A 26,893-nucleotide genomic window follows, 5' to 3' on the forward strand; every position below is an offset into this window, starting at 1 on the left:
TGTTACTCCTCGCTGGTCTGAGCCTGCCCTTCCACGAGCTCGCGGACAGCTTCGATGAAGGCATCGCCACGGTGAGCATAGGAAGAGAACTGATCCATGGAAGCAGCCGCCGGGGCCAGCAGCACAGTGTCCCCGGAGGCGGCCAGCTGCGCCGCCGAGGCAACCGCCGCGGCCATCACAGTCTCGCCGAAAATCGGCGAAGGGCCTGCGTCGGCTTTGGCCGTTCCGGCAGTCTGCACGTCCTCAGTCTCGCCCTTGGCCGGCAAGATCACGGGGACATCGGGCGCGTGTCGCTTTAGTGCGGCCTGCAGATCACTGGAGTCCGCGCCGATCAGGACCACGGCTTTGAGCCGGTTGCCCTGTTCCTGGATCAGGGAGTCGTAATTCACGCCCTTGGACAGGCCTCCGGCGATCCACACCACGTTCTGGAACGCGGACAAAGCGGCGGCCGCGGCGTGGGGGTTGGTGGCCTTGGAATCGTTTACCCAGAGCACACCCTCGTGGCGGGCCACGGGCTGGATCCTGTGGTCTCCCGGGAGGTAGTCCAGCAGGCCCTTACGGACCGCCGACGGCTCCAGCCCGTAAGCCCGGACCAAGGCGGCCGCTGCCAGCGCGTTCGCCACCATGTGGCGGGGTGCCGCCGACCCCAAGTCAGCAATCGAGGCGAGTTCGGCCGCGCTGTCCTTGCGTTCGGCGATAAACGCGCGATCCACCAGCAGCCCCTCCACGACGCCGAGCATGCTGATGGCCGGCATCAGTGTGGTGAAGCCCACTGCCCGGCAGCCTTCCACCACGTCCGCGTCCTCGACCATGCGTTCGGTCTCGATTTGCTCGGCGTTGTAGATGCAGGCCTTCTGCGTGTTCGCGTAGACCTTGGCTTTGTCAGCCAGGTAGGACGCGTAGGAACCATGCCAGTCCACGTGGTCTTCAGCGACGTTGAGGCACACGCTGGCCACCGGGGACACCGAGTGGCTCCAATGCAGCTGAAAACTGGAGAGCTCCACCGCGAAAACGTCGTAGTCCACCGGGTCGCGCAGGGCGTCCAGGATCGGGGTCCCGACGTTGCCTACGGCGATCGCCTTGAGCCCGGCGGCCTGGAGCATGGACTCGGTCAGGCCAACCGTGGTGGTCTTGCCGTTGGTGCCGGTAATGGTCAGCCAGTCGGCGGTCTTGCGGCCCTTGCGTTCGCGGAGCCGCCATGCGAGCTCGACGTCGCCCCACACCGGAATGTGCGCCCGCGCCGCAGCGGCGAGCAAGGCCTGATCCGGGCGCCAACCCGGGGACGTTACCACCAAATCGGGCTTGTGCCCGTCAATCTTCGGAATGGACTCCACCGCTTCTTCGCCCAGCAGGACGTCCACGGCGCCGACGATCCGGAGCGTGTCGGCCTGGGCCAGCGCCCTGGCGCTGGTGGCGGAGTCCACCACCACCACCCGGGCACCGAGTTCAATCAGGGTATCGGCGGCGGCGAAGCCCGAGACGCCGATGCCGGTGACCACGACGCGCAGGCCGGACCAGTCAGAGTCCCAGGTGGTGAGTCCCTGCAGCCGGGGTGAGGTGGTGAGCGGGGCGGGGATAGGTCCGGTCACAGGAGCACCACCCATTCGGCGTAAAAGATGCCCAGGCCGGCGGCGACAAACAACCCGGACAGGATCCAGAACCGGACCACCACCGTGACTTCGGCCCAGCCTTTGAGTTCAAAGTGGTGCTGCAGCGGTGCCATCTTGAAGAACCGTTTGCCCTTGGTGGCTTTGAAGTAGCCCACTTGGATGATGACCGAGAGCGTGATGAGGACGAAGAGCCCGCCGATGAAGGCCAGCAGCAGTTCGGTGCGGGACAGGATGGCGAAAGCTGCGACGGCGCCGCCGATGGCAAGGGAGCCGGTGTCGCCCATGAAGATCTTCGCGGGCGAGGTGTTCCACCACAGGAACCCGACCATCGCCGCGCTCAGGATGGCGGCCAACAGGGCCAGGTCAAGAGGGTCGCGGACCGAGTAGCAGCCGCCGCCGGCCTGCCGCGGGGACCCGCAAGCCTGGTTGCTTTGCCAGATGCCCATGAGCGTGTACGCCCCGAACACCATGACCGATGCGCCGGCCGCGAGGCCGTCAAGGCCGTCAGTGAGGTTCACGCCGTTGGTCGCGGCCGTGACGATCAGGTTGGACCACAGCACAAACAGGATGGCACCGAGCACGGTTCCGGCGAAGGCCAAGTTAAGCCACGGAATATCGCGCACCAGCGAGATCTGGGTGGAAGCCGGGGTCAGGCCGGCGGCATTGGGGAACCTCAGCGCCAGCACGGCGAAAATGATGCCAACGGCGCCCTGGAGGATCAGCTTGGCCTTGGCATCCAGCCCCAGGCTGCGCTGCTTGGAGATCTTGATGAAGTCGTCCAGGAATCCGACCAGCCCCATACCCACCATAAGGAACAGCAGGAGTACCCCCGACGCGCTTGGTCCCGGGGAGTGCGGGTTCATCATCCACATGAACAGGTGCGTGAGCCCGTAGCTGACGAGGACCGCCAGGACCACAACGGTGCCGCCCATTGTGGGCGTACCGCGCTTGGTGTGGTGGGAGGTGGGTCCGTCGTCCCTGATGAATTGTCCGTAGCCCTTGCGGACCAGGAACCGGACAAACAGCGGGGTGCCCACAAACGCCAGGAGCAGCGCCATTCCGGCGCCCATCAGCAGTGCAATCACAGCTGTGTACTCCCTTCGGTGGCGGTTGCGGCAGTTCCCTCAGCAGATCGCTCGGGAGAGTCCTTGGTGGCATGTGGGGGTAATGCTATCCGATCCCCCAAGTGGCGCAGCCCGATGCCGTTCGATGACTTGAACAGGACCAGGTCGCCGGGTTGGAGCTCGGCTTGAAGAAGCTCGTAGGCCTCGTCAGCAGTCTCGGCGAAAACACATTCGTCGCCCCAGGAGCCCTCGTTGACGGCCGAGACATACAGCGACCGGGCCTCCCGGCCCACCACGACGAGCCGGGAGATGTTGAGCCGCACCACCTGGGTGCCGACTGCCATGTGCTCGCGGATGGAATCCGGGCCAAGTTCCAGCATGGCGCCCAGGACTGCCCAGGTGCGGCGGCCGCGGCCCAGCTCGGCCAGCGTCCGCAGTGCCGCCCGCATGGACTCCGGGTTGGCATTGTAGGCATCGTTGATGACGGTCACGCCGTCGGGACGCTCCGTGCGTTCCATCCGCCAGCGGCTGGCGGCGGCCTGCGCGCTGAGCGTGGCCGCGATCTGCGCGCCGGGGATGCCGGCCGCGTGCGCCGCTGCCGCAGCCGCGAGGAGGTTGGCCATGTGATGGGCACCGATCAGCTTGGCGGCAACGCGGTACCGGGTTGATCCCTGCTGGGTTGTCCCGTCCGGGGGTGTTCCGTGCTGGGTCGCCCCGTCACCGGGCAGGTAGAGCTCAAATTCGGGATGGCCTTCGGCGTTCAGTTCCACACCCTCGGCCCTAACCAGATCGGCTTGGGCCACGTCCGCCTGGACGCTGTTGTCCTGGCCTATGCCGGCCGGGCGGGAGGTATACCCGAGCACGCGGGCCCGGGTCCGGGCGGCCATCGCGGCGACGCGGGAGTCGTCCAGGTTCAGCACGGCGGTGCCGCCGGCCGGGAGCGCCTCCACGAGTTCGCCTTTGGCGACCGCGATGTTGTCGACGCCGCCGAATTCTCCGGCATGGGCGGAGCCGACGCCGAGAACGACGCCGATCTCCGGCCGGACCATGTCCGCGAGGTATTCGATGTGGCCGATGCCCGTGGCGCCCATCTCGATGACGAGGTAGCGGGTGTCGAAATCGGCTTTGAAGACGGTGAGCGGGACGCCGATCTCGCCGTTGTAGGACCCCTGCGGCGCAACGGTGGCGCCTTCGGTGCCAGCGGTCGCGAAGATTCCGGCGAGCAGGTCCTTCGTGGTGGTCTTGCCGGCGGAACCGGTGATGCCGATCACGGTGAACGCGGCGCCGGCTGCTGCGCGGCTGGCCCGGATCCGGCGGACGGATTCGGCGGCCAGTGCGCCCATGGCGAGGACAGCGTCCTCAACGACGACGGCGGGATAGTTCGTTCCGGCGGCGTCGGCGACCTGGCGCTCCACGAGTGCCAGGACGGCGCCCCGGTCAAAGGCGGCGCCCACGAAGTCGTGCCCGTCGGCGTTCTCCCCCGGTTTGGCCACATAGAGGGAACCCGCCGTGGCCTCGCGGGAGTCGGTCACCACGGATGCGGGGGTAATTCCCGGTTCCGCGGCGAGCCGGCCGTTGGTTATGTCGGCGATTTCCGCCGCTGTAAATGCAATCATCTCGGTTTAGGACTCTATCCGGTGGTCTTCGAGAACGGTGAATCCCCGTGCTGTCAAGGCGTTCCGAAGCTCCACCCGGTCATCCAGGGCCAGGTTGACTCCCTTGACTTCCTGCCACACCTCGTGCCCGCGCCCGGCCACAAGGATGGTGTCCCCGGCTCCGGCGAGCTCTACGGCCTTCAGGATGGCGGCGTCGCGCGGGAAGACTTCCAGGACCGTGCAGTCCAGGCCCTCGTCGTCCTTGGCCGCCAGTGCCCCGGCAAGGACGTCCGCGCGGATGGCCGCCGCGTCCTCATCGTGGGGATCGTCGTCGCTGACAATTACGGTGTCCGCCAGCCGGGCCGCGATGGCCCCCATGGCGGGGCGCTTGCTCTGGTCGCGCTGTCCGGTGGCGCCGAAAACGATAATCACCTTGGATCCGGGTTCCGGGGACCGAACCGCTTCGAGGGCACGCTCCAAGGCGTCGGGGTTGTGCGCGAAATCCACCACGGCCGCCGGGGCCGTAGACACAAGCTGCATCCGGCCGGGCACAGCGACGGTGAAGGGGTCCGCGGCGTCGAGGGCGGCCTGCACGGCGGCAGGCTCGTGGCCGCCGGCGAGCACCATCACCGTGGCCAGCGCGGCGTTGGCGACGTTGAAGCCTCCCGGCAGGCCGGTGTGGACGCGCAGCTCTGCGCCGTCGCGGTGCCGGAGTACGAAGTCGGAGCCGAGGCCCCGCGGAGCAGTCCGGGCCACAGTCCAGTCCGCGGTCCAGTCCGCGTCAGCCTTCCCGCTGCCGGTGGCCCCGGCCGCGGCCAGGGTTGTCACCGGGATTTCGGCGGTGGCCGCGAGTTTCCGGCCCCAGGCATCATCGATTGTCACCACAGCGGCGCGGGCGCGTTCCGGGGTGAACAGCCGGGCCTTGGTCTGGAAGTATTCCTCCATGGTCCCGTGCAGGTCCAGGTGGTCCTGGGTGAGGTTCGTGAATCCGGCGACGTCGAACACCACGGCGTCCACGCGGTGGAAGGACACGGCGTGCGAGGAAACCTCCATGGAGGCGGCATCGAGCCCGCGTTCGCGCATGAGCGCCAGCAGGGCGTGCACATCCGTGGATTCCGGGGTGGTCAGCAGGCTCGGGATCGGCTCGCCGCCGGCCAGGATCTCAATCGTTCCGATCAGCCCGGTCCGTTTGCCCAGCGCCCGAAGGAGGGCATTGATGAAGTAGGTGGTGGTGGTCTTGCCGTTGGTGCCTGTCACACCGAAGAGGGCCGGTGCCCCGGCGCCGTCGGGCCGGCTCTGGTAAATGAGTGCGGACAGCCGGCCGACTACGCTGCGCGGCTGATGGGTCAGCAGCACCGGAACGGGGATGTCATTGGCCAGTGCCAGCAGGCGCGCTCCGGCGTCGTCTGTCAGGACCGCCACGGCGCCGGCGTCGACGGCCTGGGACACGAAGTCTGCCCCGTGCCGGGTGGCGCCGGGCAGGGCCACGTAGAGGTCCCCCGGGCGGACCGACCGCGAGTTCAGGGAGATCCCGGTGACCGGGACGGAGCTGGATGCCCCGGGAACGGCGACGCCGATCGCCGCACCGATGGCCGCCAGCGGCACTGCGGCGACCGCAGTGGGCCGGAAGCCCGGGGTGGAGTCTTGGCCGGACGGCGCGGAAGCATCGGGGTCGGTGAGCTCTGACAAGTGGATCTCCATGTGGTGCTAGTGGATCGGGCCCTGAACGAATCGGGCATTGTTGAATCGGGACTTAATGAATCGGGCACTGTTGAATCGGGACCTGGCATGGAGACATGCTCCGGCGCACAGGCACTGGGCAGTGGCGCCGGCTAATGACTTCCGGGTGCCAGGTGGAACAGGCGCTACTTGGCGTACTGCGGCAGCCGTACGGGTTCGCCGGTGGAGGGCTCGACGTTGAACGTGCGCAGCGTCTGGCTCATCACCGAACGGAACACCGGTCCGTTGGTGATTCCGTAGATGCTTCCCTTGGGCCGTTGCAGGACCACCTCAACAATAAACCGCGGATTGTCCATGGGCGCCATCCCGATGATCGAAGCGGTGTAGCCGCAGAAACCGGATTTTCCGTCGTCGCATGGGGATTCGGAGGTGCCCGTCTTGGCGCCCACGCGGTACCCGTCGATCGCGGCCTCCTTGATCTCGCCCTCGGTCACCGCACTCTCCAGGATGTCGCGCACCTGCTTGGCGGTCTCCTTGGAAACGATCTGCTGCGGCGTCTTGGTCGGGACTTTTTCCTCGGTGCCGTCCGGGTTGATGTAGCTGTCGATCAGCCGCGGCTGGAGCATCACCCCGTCGTTGGCGATGCTCTGGTAGGCCCGGACGGTTTGGAGAGTGGATTGGGCCACGCCCTGGCCAAAGAGGACGGTGTACTGCTGGCGGCCATCCCACTGGTCGGCCGGGGTCAGGATGCCCTTGGATTCGGCCGGGAGCCCTATGTCGGGGGCCTCGCCGATGCCGAACTTCCGCAGCCAGTCATAGCGCTGGTCCTTGCTCAGGCGCTGGCCCACCATGACCGTGCCGGTGTTCATGGAATAGCCCACGATTCCGGCGAGCGTCCGGTGCTCGGTGCCGTGTTCGAACGCGTCGCTGAAGGTCTGGCCGTCCACGGTGTAGGTCGGCGGAATGGTGAAGGTGTCCAGGGGGCTGGATTTGCCCTCTTGGATCACGGCCGCGGCCGTAATCATCTTCTCCACCGAGCCGGGCTCGTAGGAGGCGGTGACGGCCCGGACCCCGCGGTCCTCGGCGGCAACCTTGCCGGGGTCGTTAGGATCAGGGGCGTCGGTATCGGCCATGGCGATGATGTTGCCGGTCTTGGTGTCGGAGACCACAATCACACCCCACTCGGCGCCGAGCTTGTCCTTCTGGCTTTGGATCGCCTGCTGGGAAAAATACTGCAGGTCCGAATTCAGCGTGAGCTTGATGTCCTTGCCGTTAATCGCCGGCGTCAACTCGTCCACGCCCACGGGGATGCGCAGTCCGTCGGCGCCGATTTCGAACACGCGCTTGCCAGGGGTTCCTTTGAGGATCTCGTCCTGGGTCTGCTCGAGCCCTGCCTGGCCCGTAGTGCCGTCCTTGAGGAACCCGACAATCCCGCCGGCCACGGAGCCGTCGGGATAGACCCGCTTGCTGGTTCCTTCAGTGACAATGCCCGGAATCTGCAGCTTGGAGACCTGGTCTTCGACGTCAGGTTTCAGGTCCTTGGCCACGATGTAGTAGCGCTGGGTTCCGGTCAGGGCATCGCGCAGGGCGTCGCGGTCCATGCCGAGCACGCCGGCCAGTTCTGAGATGCCCTGATCCCGGGTAACTTTGACGAGTTCGTCCTTGCCATTGATGGTTTCGAGCCGGCGGAAGGAATCGGTCTTGGTGTTGACGGTCTGGTCCACCACGATGTTGTAGCGGATGACGCTGCTGGCCAGGACCGTGCCGGAGGAATCGAGAATACTGCCGCGCTCCGCGGGCAGCACTATGGGCGTGAGCCGGTTGTTGAGGGCGGCCTCCGCCATGCCCCCGATGTCCAGGCCCTGGACCATGAACAGCTTGCCGCCGACCACCAGCAGGAGCGCCAGCATGATGCCGAGTCCCCAACGGAGCCGCCGGGTGGCGTTTGGGGCTTTCGCCTTGCTTGCCTTGCCGGAGTTCTTCGCCACGGTGAGTCCTTGCTGCTTGCCTTGCTGGTGGTCAGTGAACGTTACTGCCCGGGTGTCTTCTGTGCGGGGGCGGGAACCGATCCGCCGTGGAGCTCCACGGCGGGGGCTGCGGGCGGCGCTGGGGCGGGAGGTGCCGGAGCCGGCTTGGTGTCGGCCGGTTTGGTGTCGGCCGGCGCGGTGTCTGTTTGTGTCGTTTTGCGCTGGGCGAGCGGTTCATTCTCCGTGACCGGCGGGACGACGTTGATCGCTCCGGCAAGGGCCGGTGCGGCGATGACGGCGCCCGGGCCATCACCCTTGACGGCCGGCTTAGCCTTGCCGGTGACGCTGAGGGTGGAGAGATCGATCTGGCCCTTGGAGAGGGAAGCCACCATGCCCAGTTCCGTGGCCTTGGCTGCGAGATTCTGCGGGGCGTCGAAGTTCTGGACCTGCTGGGTGAGGTCCTGGTTCTGCTTGGTCAGGGTGGTCTGTGTACTGCGGAGCTGGACCAGCTGGTACTGGGCGGAGGAGACGGAGATGTTCAGGACCAGCACGGCCATGAGGGCAATCGCCAGGAGGCCGAAGCAGAGGACCACGAATGGTGCGCGGCGCTTGCGGGGCACGGAGCGGACAACAGAAAGCGGAGTGCGCGCTTTCCGGGTCTGTTCAATGCCGGGGGCAGCGCCGGGGCGGAGGCCGGGCAGGGCACGGGCGGTGGCGCCCTGGGCAACGGGGTAGCTGTTGACGGCGGCGGTGCTCATGCGGCTCTCCTGGCTTTGATGCGTTCGACGGCGCGCAGCCGGGCGGAGGCTGCGCGGGGGTTTTCGGCGATTTCAGCGGCGGTCGGCACCTCGGTGCCCTTCGTCAGGGTCTTGAGTTCGGCTTTGTGCTCTTCGAGCTCGACCGGGAAGCCGAGCGGGGCCGAGGACTTCGATCCGGCCTGGAAGAAGCCCTTGACGATCTTGTCTTCCAGGGAGTGGTAGGACATGACCACCACGCGGCCACCGAGGGCGATGGCCTCGATGGCTGCCGGGATGGCGCGTTCCAGGACATCCAGTTCCTCGTTGACCTCGATCCGCAGTGCCTGGAAAGTGCGCTTCGCGGGGTGGCCGCCGGACTTGGCGGCGCCGGCGGGCACCACGGACCGGATCTGTTCGACGAGTTCGCCGGTGGTGGTGAAGGGCTTTTCGGCGCGCGCGGCCACGATCCTGTTCGCGATGCGGCCGGCGAACTTCTCCTCGCCCCATTTCCGGATGATCCGGACGAGTTCTTCTTCGCTGTAGTTGTTGACGACGTCGGCGGCAGTCTGGCCGCGGCTGGTGTCCATCCGCATGTCCAGGGGCGCGTCGAAGGAGTAGGCGAAGCCGCGCTCACGCTCGTCCAGCTGGAGGGACGAGACGCCAAGGTCCATCAGCACACCGTGGACTTCGGTGAAGCCCAGGTCCGCGAGGACGTCCGGGATCTCGTCGTAGACGGCGTGAACGAGGTCGGTCCGGTTCGCGAAGGGCGCCAGGCGCGCCCCCGCCAGCGCCAGGGCTTCCTCGTCGCGGTCGATGCCGATCAAGTGGAGGTCGGGAAAGCGCTGGAGGAGGGCCTCGGAGTGGCCGCCCATGCCGAGCGTCGCGTCGATCACCACGGGGGTCTCGCCGCGGCTCCGGGCAGCTTCGAAGCCAGGGGCCAACAAATTGATGCACCGGTCCTTGAGGACCGGTACATGGCGTTCGGACGTAGGCTTCGCCTGGTCGGGATCCGTCATGCCTTCGTCCTTTCGTCGCGGGAGTTTGCTGGTTGCGGGTGGTTGCAGCTCTTACGCAACGTTCCTTGGTCCAGATCCCCATCCGCGCCTACCCTGCGCCGGCCTGGCTCCGGGGAAGTGAGCCAGGACAACAACCGGATGGGCGGCTGGAGATCTCGATCAAGGAACGTTGTGTGCCTGTGGAGTGGGGGTTCAAAGAATCCCCGGAATAGCGTCGTCTGTTTCCGAGAAGGCGGTTTCCTTTTCGGCCAGGTACTCGTTCCAAGCCTGGGCGTCCCAGATCTCCGCGCGGGATCCTGCGCCAATGACGGCGAGTTCCCGGCCAAGACCTGCGTACTCCCGGAGCGCCGGCGGAATCGTCACGCGCCCCTGCTTGTCAGGTACCTCGTCCGAGGCTCCAGAGAGGAAAACACGGATGTAGTCACGTGCCTGCTTGGAGGAAATTGGAGCCTCCCGCATCTGCTCGTGAACCCGGCCGAATTCCGCCTCACTGAAGACGTAGATGCAACGCTCCTGACCCCTTGTGAGAACCAGCCCGCTTGCAAGTTCCTCGCGGAACTTCGCGGGGAGGATAATTCGACCTTTTTCGTCCAGACGCGGCGAATGTGTGCCGAGAAACACGGCCCACCGCCCGTCTGTTCTAGAAAGTCCAACGTCCCCTGTGCTGCCACTACCCTCTTACGTCCTCCACATTACTCCACATCGCTCCACAGTCAACGACACGCCCGGGAAGTTTGGACAAATTTGCGGATGTTTATCCCCTTTCTTCCCAGCATTTGCAGGGAAACAGGATTAATGGGGGAAAGTGGAGCGATTTTGCCTGCTTGCCTCACTCGCCGCCGCCGGTTCACGGCGCGGACCGGCGCCAGGGTGAAACAATTCGAGGGCGACACCCCTTTTATGTCCCCACCGCAGCAAGATTTCAGCTTTAAATGGCGAAAGACCCGCCGAAGCGGGTCTCGCGCCGTCCCCCGTTGTACCGGTGGCGGAAAGTGGAGGGCCTAAGGGGCCATCACGGATTAATTCAGGATTCGCCCCCGTGCCGTTCGTCCCAGCGCTGCTCAAGGTTGCTCATGAACGAACTCCTGGGTTTGCCCTGCTTGCGGCCGCCAGCTGCCCGGGCCCTGCCGACAGCCGAACTGCGCATCGTGGCGAAGTAGACGCCGGCGCCCATCACTACAAAGCCCACAACCCCGACGATGATGATTTGCGTCGACACTCCGACCAATAACAGCAGCACGCCCGCGAGAGTCGCGAGCACGCCCATAACCAGGTGGCGCGTGGACCAAGAGCGCCCGGGGACCGATCCCATCGAGCTTGCAAACTTTGGGTCGTCCTCATGCAGCTGCTTCTCCAGTTGCTCCAGCAACTTCTGTTCGTGCTCCGAGAGCGGCATCACGACCTCCTCATGTCTGCCAACGTCCGGGCGTGACGTGGCCATTGCCCTAATCCCCTAACGCCCGGGATTCCGAAGTGGTTCCCACTCACCGCCCTTGGTGAAAGGGGCCATTCCAAGTCCCGTGCCGGTCGTGGCTGGCCGGGTCGCCCGAACGGTCAATCCAGTAGTCCTAAACCTAGGTATTAATAAGGATAGGTTGTTGCGGCCTGTTCTGAAAGACAGTCTTAAGGCCCTGTCCCGTGCCCGGAACCACTGGCTGGAGCCCCTGCCGGGGCGGCACCGCCAATCCCTGTGCCTGGCTCATTCGAGGGGGTCCCCGGGATCCAGGAGCCGCGCCGGTAAAACCGATTTATTGCCGAATTTCCGGGTGACAGCGTCAAGGGCTTGTTCGGCAGCCCGCCAGTTGTCGTCCCGGCGGTCCAGGCTGAGCTGGAGCGGGGCGTGGGCAGCCTCTTCCAGCTGTTCGGCCCGGATGCCCACGAGCCGGACTGTCATGGGCCTCTCTCCTACCGATTCCAGGAGCTGGACCGCCACTGCGTAAAGGAGTTGGGCGCTGTCAATCGGGGTGCTGACGGTGCGGCTGCGGGTGATGGTGGAAAAGTCCGCGTAGCGCAGCTTGAGCGCCACGGTGCGGGCGTGCATGCCGGCGCCGCGGAGGCGCTCCGCCGTCCGGTGCGAAAGCCGCAGCAGCTCGCGGTGCAGCAGGGCCTCATCCGCGGTGTCAGTGGCGAACGTCTCCTCGGCTCCAATGCTCTTTTCCAGCCGGACCGGCGTCACGGGCCGCGGATCGATGCCCCAGGAGAGCCGGTGGACATGTTCCCCCGAGGCGCCCAGCAGCTTCCGCAGCGAGGGCAGCGGCGAGGCGGCGACGTCCGCCACCGTCCGGATACCCCTTCGGGCAAGCACTTCGACGGTCTTGCCGCCGACACCCCAAAGCGCACTGACAGGGAGGCTGTGCAGGTACGGGACGGTCTCCTCAGGCCTGATCAGCAGCAGCCCGTCGGGTTTGCACCGGGTGGAAGCGATCTTGGCCACAAACTTGCTGGCGGCAATGCCCACCGACGCCGTGATTCCCAATTCCCGGAAGACGCGGGCCCGGATCAGTTCTCCAATCTCACGGGGCGGACCGAGCCTCCGGATGGCGCCCCCGACGTCCAGGAATGCCTCGTCCACGCTGAGCGGCTCGACGAGGTCCGTGATGGAACCAAAGATTTCCATGATCTGGCCGGAGACTTCGTAGTAGAGCTTGTGGCGGGGTTCGATGATGACAGCCGATGGGCACATGCGTGCCGCCACCACCATGGGCATCGCTGACCTGACGCCGAACGCCCGGGCCTCGTAAGACGCGGAGAGCACCACCGAACGGTCCGCCGGATAGCCCACAATCACGGGCTTTCCCTTCAGCTCGGGACGGCTGCGCAGCTCCACCGAGACAAAGAACGCGTCCATGTCCACGTGCATGATGCTGCTGCGCCGAAGTTCCAGCAGGGATTCCCCGCTGAGGCGGCCGGGAGGCTGGATGTGGGGCTGCGCATTCGGCAGCCCCTGAGGGCGCACATTCGTCTGCACTCTCTGCTGATTGTCTGCGTCCGGCCCCACGTCTTCAATCCTATGCCCGGGGACTGACTAAACTGGAGGCTGATTCCGCTTCAACACCAGGAGGAAAGTCCCTGTGAAGGTATTTGGACAGCGCAAACGTGCCGCAGCGGCCATCGCGGCGGCGGGCGCGTTATTGGCCTTGGCCGCATGCACGCCGGCCGGCACCGGGAGCCCAGCGACGTCGTCGGCGTCGAACCCGGCCGCATCTGCGCAGTCCTCCACCACGGCTCCCCCGAGCCCTTCCGCGGAGCCCGGCACGTCGGCCACGGTCGGCGCCCTGGTTCCCGGCTTCCCGCAGAAGCTCCTGCCGCAAATGCCCGGAGCCAAGGTGGTGTCCAGCAGCTTCGATAAGACCACCGCACCGGCAACCGTGGCACTGGTCGGCAGCATCACGGCCCCTGCTGCCGATGTCCTGGCCTACTACACCAAGGCCCTGGCGGCACAGGGCTTCAAGCCCGTACCCGGTGAAACCGTCGGCGCCCTGCCTTCCAAGGACTTCCTGCGCGGGGACAACGAAACCGTGAACATCTCCGTCATGCAGACAACAGATGTATCCACGTTCACGATCGGTGCGAACGTCGCTGCCGAGTCCGTCAAGTGAGCCTCGCAGAACAGCTGCGGCTCGAGCAGACGGATTACGTGGCCGCCGTCGCCGGGAAGCTCACGGAGTTCCTGACCAGCCGTCAGGCCGTCATGTCCTCGATCTCCCAGGACATCGATCCGCTCATGGGCTCGATCTCAAACCTGGTCACGGGCGGAAAGCGCCTGCGGGCACTCATGTGCTACTGGGGGTGGCGTGGCGCCGGCGGGGAGGCCGGCGCGGACGAGGTGGTCACGGCCGGCTCGGCCCTGGAGCTGTTCCAGGCCGCCGCCCTGATCCACGATGACATCATTGACCGCTCGGATACCCGCCGGGGCGGTCCCAGCGTCCACCGTCGGTTCGTCGAACTGCATGAGGCCCAGGGCTGGGCGCTGGACAGCGAGCGGTTCGGCCACGCGGCTGCGATCCTGACCGGGGATCTCTGCCTGTCCTTCAGCGAGGAATCCTTCACGGAAATCGGACACCGCGCCGCCTCCGGCAGCCCGGCACGGCTGATCTTCAACTTGATGCGCTCCGAAGTGATGGCCGGGCAGTACCTGGACATCCTGGAAGAGGTCGCCGGGCCCAGGCGGGACCGCGCCGGGGCAGTCAGCCGGGCCCAGTCCATCATCCGGTTCAAGTCGGCCAAGTACTCCACCGAACACCCGCTCGCTCTGGGCGGCGCCCTGGCCGGCGCCGGCGACGAACTGCTGCGTGGCTATTCCGCCTTCGCCCTGCCGCTCGGCGAGGCGTTCCAGCTGCGGGACGATGTCCTTGGCGTCTTCGGCGACCCCATCACCACGGGCAAACCTGCCGGAGACGATCTCCGCGAGGGCAAGCGCACGGTCCTGGTGGCTTTCGCCCTTGACCAGGCCACGGCGGCCGAATCAGAGTTCATCGACGCCAAGCTGGGCAGCCCCGATCTCAGCGACGCGGACATCGAGGAGATCCGGCGGATCATCGTGGACTGCGGTGCGCTCCAGGCCACCGAAGTACTCATCGATGAGTTCGGCAAGGCGGCCTTCGCCGCCCTGGACCTCCTGCCGCTTCAGGAGCTGCCCAAGACCGCGCTCCGCAGGCTGGCAGAGGCCACGGTCAGCCGCGCCGCCTAGCCCGGCCCTTCCAGGTTAAGGTGCCTGGGAAAAGCGGGCGGGCCGTGCACAGCGGCTTGCGCAGTGCACGGCCCCTCATGGCACGTCTTAGGGATGCCGCCGGCCAATTGATGCTGCCAGCAGGCTACTACCAGGCCAGTGACTGCGCCCTGCGGCGGATTTCGGTCTTGCGCCCTTCCCGAAGGGCGTCGATCGGCCGGCCGCGGAGGGATTCGTCCGGGGTAAAGAGCCAGTTGATCAGTTCCTCATCGGAGTATCCGGCGTCCGAGAGCACAACAATGGTGCCCTTCAGGCTCTCCACTGCATGCCCGTCCTGGATGAAATCCGCAGGCACGGACCGGATGCGCCGGTCGCCGATTCTCACGGCCGCCAGCGCACGCTCGTCCAGAAGTGCATGGACCTTTGTAATAGATACGTTCAGAAGCTGTGCGACATCGGGCAGGGGCAGCCATTCGCCCACAAGGCTTTCTACATTACTCACGGATAAAGATTGCCACGGCGGGTGCCCCGCCGCCTAGTCGGCATGGGCAGAAAATGACGGCCGCGGCCATGGCCCGTCCCGCCCACCACAATGCCGCCCGGGTTCACACCGGCCCCCTCAGGGACGGCGTTTGGCCGACACTCCGCCGGAGTCTGGTTTGCGGAATGTCAAAGGGTTCTTGTGCTAATTGCCAATTCATGAGACATTCACATAGATCACATTTGTAACAGAAATAACATTTGTCACACTGGTAACACCAGTTCTACCGGCCTGACCGCAGCGTTGCCGCTGAGAAGAGGATCTTTCCAATGACAACCTCACGTTCGCCACAGCTCCGTCCGGGGCGCAGCCTGCCGCTAATAGCGGCGACGACGGCGGCGCTTCCCGCCGTCGTGCTTTCCTCCCTGGCGATCGCCCAGCCTGCCGCAGCCGAATCGCGCGCCCGCTCGGTCCCGGCAACCCTCGCGGCCGCCATGCGTGCCCAGGCAACGGCGGGCGCGGCGACGTCCCTCAAGGCGGCACTCATCCCCGCCGCCTCTGTCCCGGCAACGCTGCCAAGCGCCATGCGGCCCGCAAAGTCCGCGGTTCCCGCCGTCTACACGATCGCCCGCGGCGACACCATCAGTGCCGTTGCCGGCCGCTACGGCCTGGACACCTTCGCCGTGCTGAAGCTGAACAACCTGAAGGCGAACACCGTCATCTACCCGGGGCAGAAGATCAAGCTCACGGGCTCGAAGCCGGCCCGGGCAGCCACTCCGGCCGCCCCGGCCTCTTCAACTTCCGCCCGTTCAACTTCCGCCTCTGTCACTTCAGCCCCGGGCGCTGGCCGCGTTTACGTCGTGAAGGCAGGCGACACGCTGAGCGGCATCGCCGCACGCCACGGCGTTGGGCTTTCCGAGGTCTTCAAGTGGAACGGGCTCGGCATGGGCTCAGTGATCTATCCCGGCCAGAAGGTCAAGGTCGGCGGCGGTTCCAGCACTCAGGCTCCCGCCGCTCCCGCCGCGACAAAGCCTGCGTCGTCGGCGCCCGCGCCGGCCAAGTCGGGCTCCTACACCATCAAGGCCGGCGATACCCTTTCCGGCATCGCGGCCCGCAACGGCGTCAGGCTCTCGGACGTCCTGTCGGCCAACCGGCTGACGATGTCGAGCATCATCTACCCGGGCCAGAAGCTCGTCATCCCCGGCGCGTCGACGATCGCACCGGCCTCGAGCAAGCCTGCGGCAACCACCCCCCTCGTGCCCAGCACGTTCCTCGGGTTCAGCTACCCGGCCGCCGTGGTCAGCTCGGCCAACCAGAACAAGGCGCTGCTCAACGCCGCTCCGGTGCCCAGCCGTGAGCAGATGAAGTCGATCGTGGCGGACACGGCACGGCGCATGGGCGTGGATGCCAGCCTCGCCCTGGCCTTTGCCTACCAGGAATCGGGCTTCAACCAGCGTGCTGTGTCACCGGCCAATGCGATCGGCACCATGCAGGTCATCCCGTCGTCCGGCCAGTGGGCCTCCGATCTCGTGGGCCGCAAGCTGAACCTCCTGGATCCGTACGACAACGCCACGGCCGGCATCGCGATCATCCGCCAGCTGGTCCGCACGAGCCCTGATCTGGACAGTGCGATCGCCGGCTACTACCAGGGTCAGTACTCGGTGAGCCAGAATGGCATGTTCGAGGACACCAAGGGGTACGTCGCCGCCATCAAGGCCAACCAGCGCCTGTTCGGCTAAATACAGACTCCAGCACAGGCTCCCTTACAACGGAGCTTGACGCTACGGGCCCGAATCGCATGTTGATTCGGGCCCGTTTCTGTCCAGCGACTACGATTGTAAAGTGCAGGAATACGTGTCGGACGCTCTCGTAGGGAACCTGGTGGACAACCGCTACCAGGTTCAATCCAGGCTTGCCCGCGGCGGGATGTCCACCGTGTACCTCGCCACGGACCAGCGCCTCGATCGCGATGTCGCGCTGAAAGTGCTGCATCCCCATCTGGCCGATGACCCCCAGTTCCTTGACCGGCTGGGGCGCGAAGCCAAGGCTGCCGCCCGGCTTTCCCATCCTCACGTGGTGGGCGTCCTGGACCAGGGCGAGGACGGCCGGCTCGCCTATCTGGTCATGGAGTTCATCAAGGGCCATACCCTGCGGGACGTCCTCAATGACAAGGGCGCCCTGCCGCCGCGGCTGGCCCTGGCGCTGATCGATCCGGTCGTCGAAGGGCTCGGCGCCGCGCACGCCGCCGGAATGATCCACCGGGACATCAAGCCGGAAAACGTCCTGATCGCCGACGACGGGCGGATCAAGCTCGGCGACTTCGGCCTGGCACGCGCTATCTCCACATCCACGAGCACCGGCGCCCTGATCGGGACTGTCGCCTACCTCTCCCCCGAACTTGTCCTGGGTAAACAGGCAGACGCCCGAAGCGACATCTATTCGGTAGGGATCATGCTCTACGAAATGATCACGGGCCGGCAGCCGTTCGACGGCGACGTGCCCATCCAGGTCGCCTACCAGCACGTCAATTCCACCGTGGCAGCACCCTCCCTGGAGGTGCCCGGGCTGGCCACGGAGATCGACGAACTCGTCCAGTGGTGCACGGACCGGGACCCGGACAAACGCCCCGTCGACGGGAGCGCACTGTTGTCCGAGCTCCGGCACATCAGGACCAATCTCAGCGACGCCGAACTCGACCTCCAGCCGCCGGCGGCTGTCCGCAGCCCGCTGCCGGCCGTGGCCGCACCGCCTAACCGGCCGCCCGGCGGTACCGGCCTGGCGTCGGACGCGCAGGATACGGCCTACGTGCAGCCGCCCACCGAAATGCCCACCGAGACGTACGGCAGCCTCCAACGGCCCACCGAGACGATCTCCCGCACCAGCGGCAACCCGACCACCGTGATGTCCAGTGCCCCGCGGCGTCCGGCCTACGGACCGTTGTCCACTCCGGACGAGGCGGCCTACGACGGCGCCGCCGGGTACGACGATCCGGCGGAAATTGCGGTTGCCCCCAGCAAGCGCGCCCAGCGCAAGCTGGACCGGGACGAGGAGAAGGCGCGCCAGCGCGCCGCGGCCACGCCCACCAAGACCCTGCACGAGGGGAACCCGCGACGCCGCGGGCTGCTGTGGATCGTCCTGCTCGTCGTCGCGGCGCTGCTCGCCGCCGTCGCCGGCTGGTTCTTCGGCATGGGTCCGGGCTCGCCCGGAACGGTCCCCCCGGTGGCGAACAAGACCGTTGCCCAGGCCCAGGACCTGCTTCGCACCGCCGGTTTCCAATCCACCGTCAAGGATGTCTTCAACGACGACGTCTCACCGGGCCTGGTGGTCGGCTCGGAGCCGAACGCCGGCGCGGTCATCCGCAAGTTCCAGCCCGTGTCCCTTGCCGTTTCCAAGGGCCCGGAACTGTTCCCGCTGCCGGAACTGACCGGCAAGACCCTGGATGAGGCCAAGGCCACCCTCAACTCCGCCAAAATGGCCCTGGGACCGATTACCGGGACGTTCGATGAAAAGGCGCCTGCCGGGACTGTCCTTGCGATGGCCCCGCGCAGCGGCAACCCGGTGCGGCACGGCACGCCCGTGGGCCTCACGGTCTCGAAGGGCCCGCAGCCCATTCCGGTACCGGATGTCCGCGGCCAGGAGCAGCGTGCCGCCGTGGACGCGCTCGAAGCCGCAGGGCTGAAGGCCGTGGTCGCCCCCGAGACCGTCAACGACAAGAATGTACCCAAGGGCGCCGTGGTGGCGCAGGACCCGGCCTCCGGCAACCTGACCAGAGGCGGTACCGTCACCCTGACCATCTCGAAGGGCCCGAAGCTCGTCGAGGTACCCAGCTTCATCGGGAAACAGGCCAAGGAAGCCAAGGAAGCCCTCGAACAGCTCGGCTTCAAGGTCCAGGTCGATGAGATCCTGGGCGGATTCTTCGGAACAGTCCGCGACCAGTATCCGGTGGACACGAGCGTCCCCGAAGGCTCGCTAGTCACCCTGACCGTGGTCTGACCGCACCCGGCTCGCGGCCGGCCCACTCCACAGAAAAGCTCCGCCCGGCTGCATCAGCCGGGCGGAGCTTGTCTGTCAACGTGCTTGGATGTCGATCAGTGCCCCGGATCAGCGCTTGGCGAGGGCACCGGCCACAAGGAACGCCATTTCGAGCGACTGCATGTGGTTCAGGCGCGGATCGCAGACCGACTCGTAGCGGTCCAGGAAGGCTTCCTGGTCGATCGGGTCCGCTCCGCCGAGGCATTCGGCGACGTCGTCGCCCGTCATTTCCACGTGCAGTCCGCCGGGAACGGTGCCGAGCGCGTGGTGGACTTCGAAGAATCCGCGCACTTCGTCGATGACGTCGTCGAAATTGCGGGTCTTGTAGCCGTTGGGCGAGGTGACCGTGTTGCCGTGCATGGGATCGGTGACCCACAGGACCTGGGCCCCGGAAGCGGTGACGCGCTCGACGATCGCCGGCAGCTTCTCGCGAATGTTGCTGGCGCCCATACGGGTGATGAAGGTGAGCCGGCCGGGCTCCCGGTCCGGATCCAGCTTGTCGATCAGGCGCAGGGCGTCATCGCCACTCGTGGACGGGCCGAGCTTCACGCCGATCGGGTTGCGGACGCGGGATAGGAAATCAACGTGTGCATGGTCCAGCTCGCGGGTACGCTCCCCGATCCACAGGAAGTGCGCCGAGGTGTCGTAGGGCAGCCCGGTGCGCGAATCGATGCGGGTCAGGGCGCGCTCGTAGTCCAGCAGCAGCGCCTCGTGGCTGGCGTAGAACTCCACGCGCCTGAGTGCCTCGAAGTCTGCGCCGCAGGAGGACATGAACTTGATGGCGCGGTCGATGTCCCGGGCCAGTGACTCGTAGCGGGCGTGGGCCGGGTTTTCGGTGAAACCCTTGTTCCACTGGTGCACCAGGCGCAGGTCCGCGAAGCCGCCCTGGGTGAAGGCACGGATCAGGTTCAGCGTCGAGGCGGAGGTGTGGTAAGCCTTCAGCATCCGGCCGGCGTCATGGGCGCGGGATTCGGGTGTGAAGTCGTAGCCGTTGACTATGTCGCCCCGGTAGGCCGGCAAGGTGACGCCGTCGCGCGTTTCATCATTGGAGGAGCGGGGCTTGGCGAACTGGCCAGCCATGCGGCCCATCTTGATGACGGGCATCGCCGCACCGTAGGTCAGAACGACAGCCATCTGCAGGATGGTCCGGACGCGGGCGCTAATCCTGTCCGCCGTCGCCGCTTCAAAGGTCTCGGCGCAGTCGCCGCCCTGGAGCACGAACGCCTTGCCCTGCGCGGCGTCGGCGAGCCGTTGGCGAAGGATGTCCACTTCGCCGGCGAACACGAGGGGCGGGAGGACGGAAAGTTCCTTGACGGACGCCTCAAACACAGCCGGGTCCGACCATGTGGGCTGCTGCGAGGCCCGGAGCTCCCGCCAGTTGTCCAGTCCGGGATAGTTGGCAGCTCCGCTCTGGGCGGTGCTGGTCAGCGGGGAAACTGGTTTCTCAGATAGCTCGGTCACCCTCTAAGGATAGTTGCCCCATCGAGGTTCGGCGGCCCGGCCTGTCATTGACAGCTCCGTGGCCGTCATATGGCACCCGTGGCGCCGCTCAGGCGGTCCCGGGGACCTCGGGGCCATCTTCCGCGGCCGCCGTCGGCGCGCCGGGGTTGTGTGCATTGTCTGGGGTTTTGTCGGGTGTTTTGTCGGCGCCCGCTTCCTGCACCGCATCGGGGCCAGCGGAGTCTTTGTCCGGCGCTGCTTCCTGCGCTTTGCCCGCCAGGCGGAGCTTCACAACGGCGGCGTACTCGTCCACGTATTCCTGACCGGACAGCCGCATGAGTTCATACATGATCTCGTCGGTCACCGAACGCTGGACCAGCCGGTCATCCTCCATACCGTAGTAGCGGCTGAAGTCGAGCGGTTCCCCGAAGATCATGCCGATGCGGCGGATGTTGGGCACGCGCTTGCCGATCGGCTGGACTTTGTCCGTTCCGATCATCGCCACTGGGATGACCGGGACCCGCGCCTGCAGGGCGAGGCGTGCAACGCCCACTTTGCCCCGGTAGAGGCGCGCGTCGGGGCTGCGTGTCCCCTCGGGATAGATGCCCATGAGCGAGCCGTTCCTGAGCACGTCCATGCCGGCGTTCAGGGACAGCGCGGATGCGGCGCCCCCGGATCTGTCCATGGGGAGCTGGTTGGTGAGCCGGAAGAAGGCCGCCGTCAGCCGGCCCTTGATCCCCGTGCCGGTGAAGTATTCGGATTTCGCCAGGAACACGACCGGCCGCGGCACCATCAGCGGCATGAAGATTGAATCCGAGAAGGAGAGGTGGTTCGAGGCCAGGATTGCGGCGCCCTCGGCCGGGACGTTGTCGAGGCCCTTGACCCAGGGCCGGAACAGCAGCTTTACCACCGGTCCCAGGACAAACGTCTTCATGAACCAATAAAACACTCGGCGACCTCTCCGGAAGGCGACTGGCCGGCCGCCCGAATCGGGTCCGGCCCGGACTTCAATGGACACCTTACTCTAGTGAGTTTTGTCGCCAAGGGTGACACGATGGGCTCATGACTGAAAGCAGCACTCCACCGGCACCCGCCGCTTTCAGCTACCCCGGCCACGGCCCCAACGCCCGGACCGGCGTGGCCATCTGCCACGGCTTCACGGGCAGCCCGCTCAGCCTCCTGCCGTGGGCCCACCACCTCGCCACCCAGGGCTTCGCGGTATCGGTGCCACTCCTGCCCGGGCACGGCACCCACTGGCGGGACCTCGCCCGGCAGGGCTGGCAGGACTGGTACACGAGCTTTGAAACGGCGTACCTGGAACTGGCCGCCCGGACCAATGACTGCTACGTCGCGGGGCTGTCCATGGGCGGCACCATCGCACTGCGCACCGCGGCCCGCCACAGCGTGGCCGGCGTGGCCGCAGTCAACCCCGGCCTGAGCTTCTATGACCGCAGGGTCAGGATCGTGGGACTGCTCAAGTACTTCCAGCGCACCACCACGCCGATTCTGGAGGAGAATTCCACGGCGGTCACCACCGACGACGGCGACTACTCCCTGACGCCGCTGGCCGCCGTACACCAGCTGCGCCGGCTGTTCTCCGCGACCCTGCGGGATCTGCCGGCAGTCCAGGCTCCGGCCCTGGTCTTCAAGTCGGGCACCGACGCCGTGGTCCCGCCGTCGTCCCTGGCGCTGCTGCGCAGGCGGCTCGGATCCCGGGACCTCACTGTGGTTCCCCTTCCGCGCAGCGGGCACGTTGCCACCCTGGATGCCGATGCGCCGCTACTCTTTGAAGAATCAGTCCGCTTCTTCCTTCAGCACGCCCACGCCACCCACACACGGTCCACCATGCCGCCCCCCGCCCCCTCGGAGACCCCATGAGCATCCTCCCGGACCACTCGCCGTTCAGCAGCCCGTTCACGGGAACCGGCCCCCGGACCGGCGTCGTGGTGTGCCATGGCTTCACCGGCAGCCCACACGGTGTGAGGGACTGGGCGTCGTCCCTGGCCGGTGCCGGGTCCGCCGTCCGGCTGCCCCTCCTGCCGGGGCACGGAACGAGCTGGCAGGAGCTGGCCAAAACCCGCTGGCAGGACTGGCACGCGGCCCTGGACGCGGCCTACCTGGAGCTGGCGGAAGAATGCGACGTCGTGGTCATGGCGGGACTGTCCATGGGCGGTGCCCTGGCGTTGCGGATTGCGGCCACGCGCCCCGTGGCGGGGGTGGTGGTGGTCAACCCCGGCCTGGTCATCGATGATCCCCGTGCCCCGCTGGCCGGCATCCTGAAGTTTGTCCTCAAGAGCACCCCCGCTATCGCCAATGACATCCTCAAACCTGACATGGATGAGGGTGCCTACCCGCGCACGCCGGTGGCCGCGGCGCATGAGCTCAACAAGATGTTCAAGGACACCGTGCGGCTGCTGCCCCGCATTACGGCTCCCGTCCGGGTGTACCGTTCAGCAGTGGATCATGTGGTGTCCGAATCCAGCATGGTGGCTCTGCGCCGCGGGCTGACCAACGCCCCGCTCGAGGTGGTCCGGCTGGAAAACAGCTACCACGTGGCTACCATGGACAACGACGCGCCCGAGATCTTCCGCGGCACGGCCGAATTCGTCCGGTCCGTTGCATCCGCAGCCAGTCCGGGCGCCGCGCGCGCCAGCCGGAAGGACACGGCCAATGACTAAACCAGACCCGGAAACCCCGGACCCCGAGACGCCGGACCCCGCCGACGCCCGGTCCTCCGGCCCTGACGCTGCCGGCGCCCAGCACTCGGGCGACACGCCGCCCCATGGGTCCCAGCCCCATGAGTCCCAGGACCCGCCCGCCGCAGACACACCCTCCGACGACGACGCCGTCTGGCTGGATCTCGTCGCCAGGCTTGAAGGGGTCGGGACAGCCGGGGACGAGGCGACTGGACCGGCTGGCGGAATGGACAGCACCGGAGCCGGCGCCGGCTTCGGTGCTGCCTCCGGCGCTGGCTCCCCTCCGGGGGGGAGGACGTTCCGCGATTTTGACCCGCTGGGTCTCTCCGGCGCCGCACCGATCGAGCTCTCCGCCAAGGAGCGGCTCGCCCCCGCCCCGGGGCAGCCGGCTGCGGGCAGCAGCAACGACATACCTGACACCGCGCCCGGTCCCCGCGACTACGAGACCGACGACGACGGCGGCGGCGCGTTTGTCCCGGAGGAGCCGCCCAGCCTGGCAGGGGCAGATCCGATGACTGTCCTTGCCTGGATTGGCGCCGTGGGCGGGCCGATTGCGCTGGTGCTCTCGGCGATGTTCTGGCGATCGGCCCCGCTGCTCGCGATCCTTGGCATGGTGGCCGCGTTCGCTGCCTCGGTGGTGTTCCTGATCATGCAGTTGCCGGGCGAGAAAGACGAAAACGACGACGGGGCGCGCATCTAGTCCACCCGGTCATTTAGACCACCAGCTGCTCCGCTGGTTAGTTCACGGCTGGTACCGTCGTGCTGCTACGTGTGCATGCGGCTGCTGACCCGGGAGAGGTCAGCGGCGCCGATCAGTCCGGCGTTGGGTCCAAGGGCAGCGAGTTCAATCTCCGCTGCGGGGCGGAACCCGCGGCCCGTGAGGTTCCGGGCGAAGGCCTTTCGGGCCGGCGCGACGAGCAGTTCGCCGGCATCGCACAGTCCGCCGCCGATCACGAACTTTCCGGGGTCCAGGGCCGCTGCGAGGTTCGCCAGGCCAAGGCCCAGCCATTCCCCGACGTCCTCGAGGAGTTCGCGGGAGGTCTGGTCCCCGGCCTCGGCCAGCCCGGTCACGATCACGCCCGTGATGCGTGCTACGTCTCCGTCCACGGCCTTGAGCAGTTCCTGGGCAACCGGAGAATTCGCGGCGGCCAGTTCCCTGGCCTCGCGGCCGAGCGCATTGCCTGAGGCGTATTGTTCCCAGCAGCCGCGATTGCCGCACTCGCAGCGATGCCCGCCCGGCATGATGATCTGGTGGCCGAACTCCCCCGCCACGCCGAAACGGCCGCGTTCCAGCCGTCCGTCCATCACCATCGCGCCGCCGATCCCGGTGCCCAGGGTGATGCAGACCAGACGGTTCTGTCCCTGCCCGGCGCCGAAGCGCCATTCCGCCCAGGCGGCGGCGTCGGCATCGTTGGTCAGCAGGACGGGGCGGCGCAGCAGCCGCTGCAGGTTCTCCCGCAGTGGTTCATTGCGCCAGGCCAGGTGCGGGCTGAAGAGCACCGTCCCGCCGTCAAGGTCCATCCAGCCGGCGGCGCCGATTCCGACCGACCAGATCCGGTGCCCTGTGCCCAGTTCTTCGACCAGTTCGACAATGACCTGCTCCACGGCGCGCGGGTCGTTGCCCGGAGTGGAGCGTTTCGCCTGGCTGAGGATCCGGCCCTCGGCATCGACCACTCCGGCAGCAACCTTGGTTCCCCCGATGTCGACGCCGATCGCCAGGCCCTTGCGGCCCAGCCGCAGGTGTGAACGGATGTCATGTCCGGCTGTGGCGGCCGCCGCTCCGGCCACAGTCCTGCTCCGCCAGGCGGCGGTCCGGCCGCGCAGGCCGGGCTGCCGGCCGGGTGTTGGTGTCTGCATGGTGCCCCATTCTATTCGCCGGCGCCGCCGCAGCGGCCAAGGCCCGGCAGCACGACGCGGCTGCATGACACCGCACCCGTGTCGACAGCATCGCTGACTGGCGGAACGGCGGGCCTGAACGTAAAGTTACTGGCCGGTAGGTGTCGCAGAACACACCTTGGGGGGACCGCATACTAGGCTTAGCGGTACCCCTTGCGGGCCTACGGATACCTAAGGAGCTCCCGTGCGAGAAATCATTGTCCCGCCCCTGGTGAATGTCGATCCGGACATCAACGCCACCGATCTCGTGGTACGCCAGGCGGCCAAGGCCTCCAACCCTGCGCTGTACTCGCGGCTCGATGCGGCGGGCCAGTGGCAGGACGTTCGTGCCACGGATTTCCTGGCCGACGTCTCGGCCCTCGCCAAGGGGCTCATGGCCAGCGGTGTGGCCGCCGGCGACCGCGTGGGCATCATGTCCCGCACACGGTACGAATGGGCCCTGATCGACTTCGCCATCTGGTTCGCCGGCGCCGTCTCGGTCCCGATCTATGAGACCTCCTCCCCCTCCCAGGTGGCTTGGAACCTTGGCGACTCCGGCGCCGTGGCCGCGTTCGGCGAATCCACGCATCACGAGGACATCATCCGGCAGGCCGCCACCTCCGAAGGGCTCACCGCTCTGCGGCATGTCTGGCAGCTCGAGGGCGACAGCCTGGACGAGGTCCGTGCGGCCGGAGCCGGCATCAGCGACGCCGAGCTCGAAGCGCGGCGCGGCCAGGCGTCCCTAAACGATATCGCCACGATCATCTACACCTCAGGAACCACCGGCCGGCCCAAGGGCTGCGAACTGACGCACGGCAATTTCGTGGAACTGTCTGAGAACGCCCTGGCTTCGTCGCTGGGCAAGATCGTGCACGAGCAAGCCAGGACCATCATGTTCCTGCCCATGGCCCACGTCTTTGCACGCTTCATCTCCGTGCTGGCCGTCGCAGCCGGCGTTACGGTGGCGCACACACCGGATATCAAGAACCTGCTCCCGGATCTGCAGAGCTACAAACCGACGTTCATTCTCGCCGTTCCGCGCGTCTTCGAAAAGGTCTACAACTCCGCCCTGACCAAGGCCGAGGACGGCGGCAAAGGCGCCATCTTCCACCGCGCCGCGGACACCGCCATCGAATTCTCCCGGGCCCGGCAGGCCGGCAAGGTGGGGCTCGTGCTCAGGCTCAAGCACTCCTTGTTCGACAAGCTCGTGTACAGCAAGCTTCGGGCCGCCATGGGCGGGCACGTCTCCCATGCCGTTTCCGGCGGCGGCCCGCTCGGTGAACGGCTGGGCCACTTCTTCCAGGGCATCGGCATGCAGATCCTGGAAGGGTACGGGCTGACCGAAACCACGGCGCCGGTCACGGTCAACACCCCGGACCTGATCAAGATCGGCACCGTCGGCGCCCCGATTCCCGGCAACTCCGTCAGGATCGCGGACGACGGCGAGATCCTCGCCAAGGGCGTGTGCGTCATGCGCGGCTACTACAAGCGCGACGACCTCTCCGCCGCGACCTTCGACGACGACGGCTGGTTCCGCACGGGCGACATCGGCCAGCTGGACGAGGCGGGGTTCCTGACCATCACCGGACGCAAGAAGGAAATCATCGTCACGGCGGGCGGCAAGAACGTGGTCCCTGCCCTGCTGGAAGACCAGATCCGGGCGGACGCCCTCGTCTCGCAGGTGCTCGTGGTGGGCGACAACCGCCCGTTCATCGGTGCCCTCGTGACCCTGGACGAAGAGGCCCTTCCCGGCTGGCTGGGCCGCCACGGACTCCCGGCCTCGACCCCGCTCGCCGAGGCTGCCGGGCACCCGGCGGTCAAGGCCGCCGTCCAGGAGCTCATCAACCACGCCAACCAGTCAGTGTCCCAGGCCGAGGCAATCAAGTCCTTCCGGATCGTGCCGGCCGACTTCACCGAGGCCTCCGGCCACCTGACCCCCTCCATGAAGGTCAAGCGCGCACAGGTCCTCAAAGACTTCGAGAACGTGATCGAGGACATGTACAGCGCCAAGCGTCCCACCCTCGCCTAGGT

General features: G+C 66.8%; 22 protein-coding genes. 8 read left to right on the forward strand and 14 right to left on the reverse strand.

The genetic code is table 11. The features are described from left to right. Positions 1–2 precede the first annotated feature (2 nt). From murD to dinB, 10 genes are all read right to left on the reverse strand, one after another. The gene (murD, locus tag BLQ10_RS17880) at positions 3–1,589 is read right to left on the reverse strand and encodes a UDP-N-acetylmuramoyl-L-alanine--D-glutamate ligase (RefSeq protein ID WP_175558681.1); all 1,587 of its coding nucleotides are present in this window, start codon (positions 1,587–1,589) and stop codon (positions 3–5) included. Then, complete coding sequence (gene mraY, locus BLQ10_RS17885; RefSeq protein ID WP_091564366.1) at positions 1,586–2,695, reverse strand: phospho-N-acetylmuramoyl-pentapeptide-transferase; 1,110 nt, start codon at positions 2,693–2,695, stop codon at positions 1,586–1,588. The genes murD and mraY overlap by 4 nt, the downstream gene beginning before the upstream one ends. Then, entirely contained in the window at positions 2,692–4,290 is a 1,599-nt protein-coding gene (murF, locus tag BLQ10_RS17890) for a UDP-N-acetylmuramoyl-tripeptide--D-alanyl-D-alanine ligase (RefSeq protein ID WP_091564368.1), read from the reverse strand. The genes mraY and murF overlap by 4 nt, the downstream gene beginning before the upstream one ends. Before the next feature lie 6 nt (positions 4,291–4,296). Beyond that, entirely contained in the window at positions 4,297–5,958 is a 1,662-nt protein-coding gene (locus tag BLQ10_RS17895; RefSeq protein WP_091564370.1) for a UDP-N-acetylmuramoyl-L-alanyl-D-glutamate--2,6-diaminopimelate ligase, read from the reverse strand. 176 nt (positions 5,959–6,134) lie between these two features. Continuing rightward, positions 6,135–7,937: a peptidoglycan D,D-transpeptidase FtsI family protein gene (locus BLQ10_RS17900; RefSeq protein ID WP_091564371.1), complete on the reverse strand. Its 1,803-nt coding sequence runs from the start codon at positions 7,935–7,937 to the stop codon at positions 6,135–6,137. A 41-nt stretch (positions 7,938–7,978) separates the two neighbouring features. Further along, positions 7,979–8,674, reverse strand: a complete 696-nt coding sequence (locus BLQ10_RS17905; RefSeq protein ID WP_091564373.1) for a cell division protein FtsL — start codon at positions 8,672–8,674, stop codon at positions 7,979–7,981. Continuing rightward, positions 8,671–9,669, reverse strand: a complete 999-nt coding sequence (gene rsmH, locus BLQ10_RS17910; RefSeq protein ID WP_091564374.1) for a 16S rRNA (cytosine(1402)-N(4))-methyltransferase RsmH — start codon at positions 9,667–9,669, stop codon at positions 8,671–8,673. The genes BLQ10_RS17905 and rsmH overlap by 4 nt, the downstream gene beginning before the upstream one ends. A gap of 192 nt (positions 9,670–9,861) precedes the next feature. Then, positions 9,862–10,290, reverse strand: coding sequence for a division/cell wall cluster transcriptional repressor MraZ (gene mraZ, locus BLQ10_RS17915; protein WP_028275887.1), 429 nt, complete (start codon positions 10,288–10,290; stop codon positions 9,862–9,864). 403 nt (positions 10,291–10,693) lie between these two features. After that, positions 10,694–11,065, reverse strand: coding sequence for a DUF3040 domain-containing protein (locus BLQ10_RS17920; RefSeq protein ID WP_091564376.1), 372 nt, complete (start codon positions 11,063–11,065; stop codon positions 10,694–10,696). A 303-nt stretch (positions 11,066–11,368) separates the two neighbouring features. Beyond that, a complete protein-coding gene (gene dinB, locus BLQ10_RS17925) occupies positions 11,369–12,529 on the reverse strand; it encodes a DNA polymerase IV (RefSeq protein ID WP_254785655.1) in 1,161 nt (386 codons plus the stop codon). 211 nt (positions 12,530–12,740) lie between these two features. On the opposite strand from dinB, the gene BLQ10_RS17930 reads away from it, so the two are divergent. Both BLQ10_RS17930 and BLQ10_RS17935 read left to right on the forward strand, forming a co-directional pair. Next, positions 12,741–13,268, forward strand: coding sequence for a hypothetical protein (locus BLQ10_RS17930; RefSeq protein WP_091564378.1), 528 nt, complete (start codon positions 12,741–12,743; stop codon positions 13,266–13,268). Continuing rightward, positions 13,265–14,359 carry a polyprenyl synthetase family protein gene (locus tag BLQ10_RS17935; protein ID WP_091564379.1) on the forward strand — a complete coding sequence of 365 codons (1,095 nt, stop codon included), beginning with the start codon at positions 13,265–13,267 and terminating at the stop codon, positions 14,357–14,359. Before BLQ10_RS17930 ends, BLQ10_RS17935 begins: the two co-directional genes overlap by 4 nt. A gap of 127 nt (positions 14,360–14,486) precedes the next feature. Here BLQ10_RS17935 and BLQ10_RS17940 read toward each other — a convergent pair whose 3' ends face one another. Next, the gene (locus tag BLQ10_RS17940; protein ID WP_091564381.1) at positions 14,487–14,840 is read right to left on the reverse strand and encodes an Rv2175c family DNA-binding protein; all 354 of its coding nucleotides are present in this window, start codon (positions 14,838–14,840) and stop codon (positions 14,487–14,489) included. 308 nt (positions 14,841–15,148) lie between these two features. Between BLQ10_RS17940 and BLQ10_RS17945 the strand changes: the two genes are divergently transcribed. Together BLQ10_RS17945 and pknB are read left to right on the forward strand one after the other, a co-directional pair. Then, a complete protein-coding gene (locus BLQ10_RS17945) occupies positions 15,149–16,558 on the forward strand; it encodes a lytic transglycosylase domain-containing protein (RefSeq protein ID WP_091564383.1) in 1,410 nt (469 codons plus the stop codon). Between the two features lie 103 nt (positions 16,559–16,661). Beyond that, positions 16,662–18,812 carry a Stk1 family PASTA domain-containing Ser/Thr kinase gene (gene pknB, locus BLQ10_RS17950; protein ID WP_091564384.1) on the forward strand — a complete coding sequence of 717 codons (2,151 nt, stop codon included), beginning with the start codon at positions 16,662–16,664 and terminating at the stop codon, positions 18,810–18,812. 108 nt (positions 18,813–18,920) lie between these two features. On the opposite strand, the gene BLQ10_RS17955 is transcribed toward pknB, so the two are convergent. Further along, complete coding sequence (locus BLQ10_RS17955; protein WP_091564386.1) at positions 18,921–20,312, reverse strand: class II 3-deoxy-7-phosphoheptulonate synthase; 1,392 nt, start codon at positions 20,310–20,312, stop codon at positions 18,921–18,923. 88 nt (positions 20,313–20,400) lie between these two features. After that, positions 20,401–21,240, reverse strand: a complete 840-nt coding sequence (locus BLQ10_RS17960; RefSeq protein ID WP_091564387.1) for a lysophospholipid acyltransferase family protein — start codon at positions 21,238–21,240, stop codon at positions 20,401–20,403. Between the two features lie 113 nt (positions 21,241–21,353). Here BLQ10_RS17960 and BLQ10_RS17965 point away from each other — a divergent pair, with 113 nt between their 5' ends. From BLQ10_RS17965 to BLQ10_RS17975, 3 genes are read left to right on the forward strand one after another with little or no spacing between them, the layout of a single operon-like run. Further along, positions 21,354–22,169, forward strand: coding sequence for an alpha/beta hydrolase (locus tag BLQ10_RS17965; RefSeq protein WP_091564389.1), 816 nt, complete (start codon positions 21,354–21,356; stop codon positions 22,167–22,169). Further along, a complete protein-coding gene (locus BLQ10_RS17970; RefSeq protein ID WP_091564391.1) occupies positions 22,166–22,969 on the forward strand; it encodes an alpha/beta hydrolase in 804 nt (267 codons plus the stop codon). The genes BLQ10_RS17965 and BLQ10_RS17970 overlap by 4 nt, the downstream gene beginning before the upstream one ends. Further along, positions 22,962–23,687, forward strand: a complete 726-nt coding sequence (locus BLQ10_RS17975; RefSeq protein WP_254785651.1) for a hypothetical protein — start codon at positions 22,962–22,964, stop codon at positions 23,685–23,687. The genes BLQ10_RS17970 and BLQ10_RS17975 overlap by 8 nt, the downstream gene beginning before the upstream one ends. Positions 23,688–23,752: 65 nt before the next feature. Here the strand turns inward: BLQ10_RS17975 and BLQ10_RS17980 are convergent, their stop codons facing one another. Next, positions 23,753–24,844 carry an ROK family glucokinase gene (locus BLQ10_RS17980; RefSeq protein ID WP_091564393.1) on the reverse strand — a complete coding sequence of 364 codons (1,092 nt, stop codon included), beginning with the start codon at positions 24,842–24,844 and terminating at the stop codon, positions 23,753–23,755. A 223-nt stretch (positions 24,845–25,067) separates the two neighbouring features. Here BLQ10_RS17980 and BLQ10_RS17985 point away from each other — a divergent pair, with 223 nt between their 5' ends. Beyond that, positions 25,068–26,891 (forward strand): AMP-dependent synthetase/ligase, encoded by a 1,824-nt coding sequence (locus tag BLQ10_RS17985; RefSeq protein WP_091564394.1) that lies wholly within the window; start codon positions 25,068–25,070, stop codon positions 26,889–26,891. Positions 26,892–26,893 lie beyond the last annotated feature (2 nt).

It is taken from the genome of Arthrobacter sp. ok362, from assembly GCF_900102785.1.
Taxonomy (GTDB): Bacteria; Actinomycetota; Actinomycetes; order Actinomycetales; family Micrococcaceae; genus Arthrobacter.

Excerpts from the sequence above, each read along its gene's own strand:
- murF (WP_091564368.1), bottom strand. The coding sequence starts at position 4,290 with ATGATTGCATTTACAGCGGCGGAAATCGCCGACATAACCAACGGCCGG.
- BLQ10_RS17905 (WP_091564373.1), bottom strand. The coding sequence starts at position 8,674 with ATGAGCACCGCCGCCGTCAACAGCTACCCCGTTGCCCAGGGCGCCACC.
- rsmH (WP_091564374.1), bottom strand. The coding sequence starts at position 9,669 with ATGACGGATCCCGACCAGGCGAAGCCTACGTCCGAACGCCATGTACCG.
- BLQ10_RS17920 (WP_091564376.1), bottom strand. The coding sequence starts at position 11,065 with ATGCCGCTCTCGGAGCACGAACAGAAGTTGCTGGAGCAACTGGAGAAG.
- dinB (WP_254785655.1), bottom strand. The coding sequence starts at position 12,529 with ATGCACGTGGACATGGACGCGTTCTTTGTCTCGGTGGAGCTGCGCAGC.
- BLQ10_RS17945 (WP_091564383.1), top strand. The coding sequence starts at position 15,149 with ATGACAACCTCACGTTCGCCACAGCTCCGTCCGGGGCGCAGCCTGCCG.
- BLQ10_RS17965 (WP_091564389.1), top strand. The coding sequence starts at position 21,354 with ATGACTGAAAGCAGCACTCCACCGGCACCCGCCGCTTTCAGCTACCCC.
- BLQ10_RS17970 (WP_091564391.1), top strand. The coding sequence starts at position 22,166 with ATGAGCATCCTCCCGGACCACTCGCCGTTCAGCAGCCCGTTCACGGGA.
- BLQ10_RS17975 (WP_254785651.1), top strand. The coding sequence starts at position 22,962 with ATGACTAAACCAGACCCGGAAACCCCGGACCCCGAGACGCCGGACCCC.
- BLQ10_RS17980 (WP_091564393.1), bottom strand. The coding sequence starts at position 24,844 with ATGCAGACACCAACACCCGGCCGGCAGCCCGGCCTGCGCGGCCGGACC.